The sequence below is a fragment of the Syntrophobacterales bacterium genome, assembly GCA_031274925.1.
Classification (GTDB): domain Bacteria; phylum Desulfobacterota; class Syntrophorhabdia; order Syntrophorhabdales; family Syntrophorhabdaceae; genus PNOM01.
On the sequence record JAISPL010000009.1, the window covers coordinates 1 to 5,755 of the forward strand.

The following is a 5,755-nucleotide window of genomic DNA, read 5'->3' on the forward strand; positions in this document are numbered from 1 at the left end:
ACTAAACTTGATTGAACGTTTCTGGGGCTGGCTCAAATCTCGGCTGCGTAGTATCTTGCATCTATTCGATTCATTTGACGATGCCCTTGCAGACTGTTTTAAAGTAGGGTGAGTATAACGGCACGCACCCCTATGAACCATTCCGAAACAAAACAACCGGATAGAATGCCGCTGACTCCCTCATGCAACTTGTTTAAGTAAGACTCAAAAATCGGTTGCTAAGTTACCCCGATGAAGTGGTAAGTCAAGCGACATAACAGAAGGCCTGAAATCGTACTTTAACGTCCGACAAGGATTCCTTGCCCAAGTCAAAAGCAGCCTGCTGTAAACCCTATACAGATCGACCAACAAGGTATTTGATAAACTTACGCAAAAAGAGGGAAGATTGCTCATGAAAAAGCATCCCCAAGTCACATCGAACAGGTATAGACATTCATGAGAGAGAGGAGCTATTCAATTACTAGAGACAGATCTCAAGGATTCAAAAACCGAGAAAGAGAGAACGAGACGCTGTATAAAACAGTAAGTCAGAACCGTATCAGCCTCTGCGGCTAAAGAACCTCTGATTGCCGACATATATGAGATTCGCATAATGAGCCATATATCTACCCCTCTTTCGACCGGGATAAGGTGCGTTTAGCCTTTTAATGCGAAAGAGGAGGAGATCGCGAATAACGGCAGAGCAACAAAGACTCTCGAATGGAGAGGTGAAAATAATTGAGAATAAAGACGTACTTCGGATTCAATAATCTGGTCTATTTTCTATTAGCGAACGCCTGCAAGCAGGGCCCAAGGTGCGAGGAATATGGGCTTCATCTCAATGATACCTCAAAGTCTGCCACAAGGCAGTTTAATTAATACTGGATAAATGGAAAAATAATTCCTACAATAAAGGTGTACGATTATGAAAGACGTACTAGCCCTAATTCTTGCTGGCGGAAGAGTAGACGAGCTTGATGTGCTCACTTTCTTCAGGCCGAAATCAATTATGCCCTTCGGGGGACTCTATCGGATTATCGATTTTCCCATGAGCAACCTCTCCCATTCAGGCATTGAGCGGGTAGGAATTTTTTCCCAGTACAGACCTCTCCATCTTATGGAGCATATATCTAATGGAGCCCCTTGGGACATGGCGGCGAGGGACAGATTCATCACCATTCTGCCTCCTTTCAAGGGACGGGAGATATCTGACTGGTATAAAGGAACAGCTGATGCCGTATATCAGAACCTTGATTTTGTTAGCCGTGCCAACCCTGAGTTGATCCTTATTCTTTCCGGTGACCACATCTATAAAATGGACTACCGGAGCCTCATTAATTTCCACCTTCGAAACAAGGCGGATCTAACCATCGCCTTTGCAAAGGTGCCCAAAGAGGGCGCCCATCGCTTCGGTCTCGCCCATATAGAAGAAGAGACCAAACAAGGGGGGAAAATACTTCAGTATGAGGAAAAACCCAAGAAGCCCGATTCTGAATGGGCATCCCTCACTATATATGTGTTTAAACCACAAGTCCTCCTGGACGCCCTCACGGCCAATGCCCAAAATAACTCCCATGAGTTCGGAAAAGACATCATACCGGAACTCCTAAAGACCTGCAACGTATACGGCTACACCCATAGAGGCTATTGGGGCTATACACGTACACCCCTCGAATATTGGCAGGCAAACATGGACCTCCTCGGCAGAAATCCAAAGCTGGATATCAGGAGCTGGGAGATATTGACAAACATTTCTCACAGAATTCTGAGAGACAGGCCGCCGGCCCTCATAGGGGAATCTGCGGACGTAGAAAATTCGCTGTTCTACGGGGGCTGTACAATAAAAGGCAAGGTAAAAAATTCTATCCTCTTCCCAGGGGTGACTGTTGACGAAGGGGCAGTGGTGGAAGATTCCATAATCTTCTTTAACACCATGGTCAAAAAGGGGGCGACTGTCGCGAGGACCATCATCGACATTCAGGTTGAGGTGGGCAAAGGCGCGAGGGTTGGTAAAGACGGTTACGGCGACCTTACCCTTATAGGAATGGGGGTCAAAGTTCCGGAAGGCATAACCATCCCAGAAGGCGTCAGAATCCATCCCAACATTAACGCTGAACATTTCGCAAAGAGCGAATATAAGCCCGGAGATGTGATCCAATGAATACCCGTACGATTCTTCTTGCAGGAGGTGTGGGAAGCAGGCTCAATATTCTCGTCCGACTCAGGGCTAAACCTGCGGTGCCCTTCGGGGGTATATACCGGATCATCGATTTCACCTTAAGCAATATTGCCAACTCGGGGCTTACGAATGTTGCCGTGCTTACCCAGTACAAGCCTCTATCCCTCATGGATCATATCGGCGACGGCTCTGCGTGGGATCTGTCCGGTCGGACTAGGAAGGTAAAAATTCTTCCTCCTAAAACAGGTGAAAAAGACTGGGACTGGTATAAGGGCACAGCTGATGCGGTGCGGCAAAACCTCGATTTCGTCACAGGCGATCCATCGTGCGACACCATACTCATAGTGTCTGGTGACCATGTTTATTCAATGGATTACAGGTCTCTCATAGACTTTCATAAAAGACATGGAGCGAAAGTTACCATCGCCATGATAAAAATTTCTCCAGAGGAAGCGTTTAACTTCGGCATGGGTGTCGTGGACAACCAAAACAGGATTGTCGCGTGGGAGGAGAAACCGAAAAAAGCAACCTCCGACCTGGCATCCATGGGCATTTACGTATTTGATAAAGAATATTTGGTCAGGATGATGAGAATGACGAAAGAGGGGGATTTTGGACAACATATTATCCCCAAAGCCATGAAGGAAGGAGTGGTATACGCATACCCCTTCAAGGGCTACTGGAGGGATGTGGGAACCCTTCAGGCTTACTGTGACGCCAATATAGACATGCTATCGCCTAAAGAGACATCGCTCGACCCGTGGGCATGGAAAACAAAAACAAACGTTTTCGCCGAGAATCTTTCCTATGATAGACCACCAACCAGGGTACTGCCCGGAGCGAGACTGGTCCGGTCATCAATCTCCCCTGGATGTGTTATTGAAGGACATGTAGAGCGGTCGGTACTCTCCCCGGGGGTAATTGTGGAGAAAGGCGCCGTAATCCTGGACTCCGTCATTATGCACGATACGGTGGTAAGAAAAGGCAGTTCAGTGGGAAGATGCATTATCGACAAGAAAGTTGTGGTAGGAAGGAATTCGTCGCTTGGGATGGGCGACTCCAGTATAAAAAACGCCGAGTTTCCAGAACAACTCAATTCCGGCCTCACCCTGGTAGGCAAACAAGCGATAATACCTGAAAGTGTAAGGATCGGGACAAACTGCATTATCCACCCTTTTACCACAAAAGTCGATTTCAAAGGCATAGTCGTTGCCGACGGAATGACGGTTAAAGTCCTGGAAAGCAGCGAATAGAGAAAGATGGTTGTTAGTCAAAAACATCCGTTAGTCGTTAGCAGTAAGTAAAGCGAGGACTAAAACAAGGCCTGGCGTCACGATCGTTAGTGCGTCGGCTTTCGCCGTCTTTAATACGTGACACGGAATCCAGAGGTTATCTGGCGCCGCCTCCACCGTCCATGGGACAAAGTGCAGAAAAATATGTAAAACGTTTGCTTTTTGCCATCTTTGATTTTTTAGTGTTCTAACGATTAGCTGTTTAGCCCCACCATGTCAATGTCGTCATAAATAAGGCAAGGCCTTTCCGGCCCACCCCGGTTTCACCATCGTACATCTGTCTTGCATGATCCTGCCACGCGTGAGCCCTATCCACCGTCGTGCTCTATTTTGCATACATCACCGAAGCAATAATATGCTATAATACGTGGCCGGATGAGCCTTGCAACGGTAAAGGCACCGGAGGGTCAACTTTGCAGGAGGCAGACTATGAGAGACTTGATAAACAGCCATTTTAGAATACTGGCGCTTATAATGGTCCTTTTTTTTCTTCTCTTTGTGGGAATGGAATCTTTAGCTCTGGCAAGAGCCGGAGGCGGCAGGTCTTCAGGATTCAAAGGATTTAGTTCTGGCCGTTCAAGCGGAACGTATCAGAGGTCGGCACCATCTGGAACCTACCGGAGCCCGATGACATCTGCGCCTAGTCCTGCCCCATATCAACAGCCTTCCCCTGGGAGAACGTTCATGTCCGGACTAGGCGGAGGGCTTGTCGGCGGCATGCTTGGAAGTATGCTTTTCCGTGGGTCCGGTTATAGCTACGGAGGTTCCGACTGGGGAGATAGAGGACATGGAATGGGAATGATGTTCGATTTTCTATTCTTGGCTATCATTGTAGCTGTCATATATTTCGTAATAAAACGCTTCCGCATGCGGAGGCAAGAAATGGCGTACAACTCCACAAGCTCTTACGGGACTGTTAGATACGATATGCCGTCGGACTATTACACGCCTCCCCCTCCAATCCAGAGTACAATCTATGGCGGACTCAAGCACATTAGCGAAATGGATCAATCCTTTGACGAGATCAGATTCAAGAATACCGCGGAAGACTACTTTTTCAAAATCCAGAGCGCGTGGGCAAGACGCGACCTCAATCCCGTCAAATACCTTCTAACACCCAAGATGCTCAATACGCTCCAAGAAGATATAAGCAGGTATATTGCGAACAAACAGACCAACCACTTGGAAAATATCGCAGTCCGGCAGATTGAGATCGTCGATGCGGTTCAGGATCAAGGTGAAGAATATATCACAGTGAAATTCCTTGCAAGCATTCTTGATTACACTACGGACGACACGACGGATCAGGTAATTTCGGGCAGTACAATTGATCCCATAAAATTTCTCGAATACTGGACATGGTCAAGGAGAGTGGGCGAGATAGACTGGATTCTCGCTGGTATCACACAGGAGCAGGATTACTGATTCTGGAGCTATGAAGATGGAAAATTCAAACCAGTCCACGCCACCCAAAGGTCCTGGCGCGGTTTTCTTCGAAGCAAGTGCAAGAGCGGACAAGATAGATCAGGCCTTGGACTGTTTTAGACAATCCTTTAACTGCTCCCAAGCTGTGGTCTCTGTATACGGTCCATGGTTCGGCCTTGACAGGGAATACGCCCTTAAGACATCGGCCGCATTCGGCGGAGGCATTGCCCGTTTAGGAGAAACCTGCGGGGCTGTAACAGGAGCCCTTATGGTCATAGGCCTCGCTTTCGGCAGAACAAAGGCGGAAGACAAAAATACGGTTGAGTTGACAAACCGGGTAACAGATCAATTCATCGAACGGTTCAAAAAACGCAATTTTACACTCCGGTGCAGTGAGTTACTGGGTTGCGAAGTTGGTACGCCCGAAGGCATGAAGTTTCTGAAAGAACATAACCTTCGGGAACGACTCTGTTCCCATTTCGTTAAAGATGCGGCAGAGATACTCGAAGAGCTTCTTTTTTCTGGAGTTTTGACTGATCAAAGGTAAAATCACTCTGGCTTTGCCCGCTACTGCCGTTACAACCTGTAATTCTCATATTTAATAGTGGCGGTCTTTTCAATGGAAAAAAGGTCGAAAAGGACCAAATGAAATCCACAGGAAAGGTTTTTACCTTGATGAGAACTTCGCTTTCAAGCCCTTCTGTCTACCCCCTTACGACTAACGGCATATACACCATACCTTACTTAAGAAGGGAAAAACCATGGGACATGTACTACATGCTCACGCCAGGACAACTCAGGTAGTGCGTAGAGAAATAATAAAATAGTCAAGAAAGCCTGATAAAGCTTGCAGTACATTATGGCGTGAATCTAAAAACTA

At 47.1% G+C, this 5,755-nt stretch carries 5 protein-coding genes; all 5 read left to right on the forward strand.

What is annotated here, in order from left to right; translation table 11 throughout:
* The first annotated feature begins 904 nt into the window (after positions 1-904).
* The gene (locus tag LBQ00_01975) at positions 905-2,140 is read left to right on the forward strand and encodes a glucose-1-phosphate adenylyltransferase (GenBank protein MDR2017641.1); all 1,236 of its coding nucleotides are present in this window, start codon (positions 905-907) and stop codon (positions 2,138-2,140) included.
* Positions 2,137-3,411, forward strand: a complete 1,275-nt coding sequence (locus LBQ00_01980) for a glucose-1-phosphate adenylyltransferase (protein MDR2017642.1) — start codon at positions 2,137-2,139, stop codon at positions 3,409-3,411. Before LBQ00_01975 ends, LBQ00_01980 begins: the two co-directional genes overlap by 4 nt.
* 723 nt (positions 3,412-4,134) lie before the next feature.
* Positions 4,135-4,875 (forward strand): Tim44 domain-containing protein, encoded by a 741-nt coding sequence (locus tag LBQ00_01985; GenBank protein ID MDR2017643.1) that lies wholly within the window; start codon positions 4,135-4,137, stop codon positions 4,873-4,875.
* A 16-nt stretch (positions 4,876-4,891) separates the two neighbouring features.
* Entirely contained in the window at positions 4,892-5,422 is a 531-nt protein-coding gene (locus LBQ00_01990) for a C-GCAxxG-C-C family protein (GenBank protein ID MDR2017644.1), read from the forward strand.
* Positions 5,423-5,520: 98 nt separating this feature from the next.
* A complete protein-coding gene (locus tag LBQ00_01995) occupies positions 5,521-5,679 on the forward strand; it encodes a hypothetical protein (protein MDR2017645.1) in 159 nt (52 codons plus the stop codon).
* Positions 5,680-5,755: the final 76 nt, after the last annotated feature.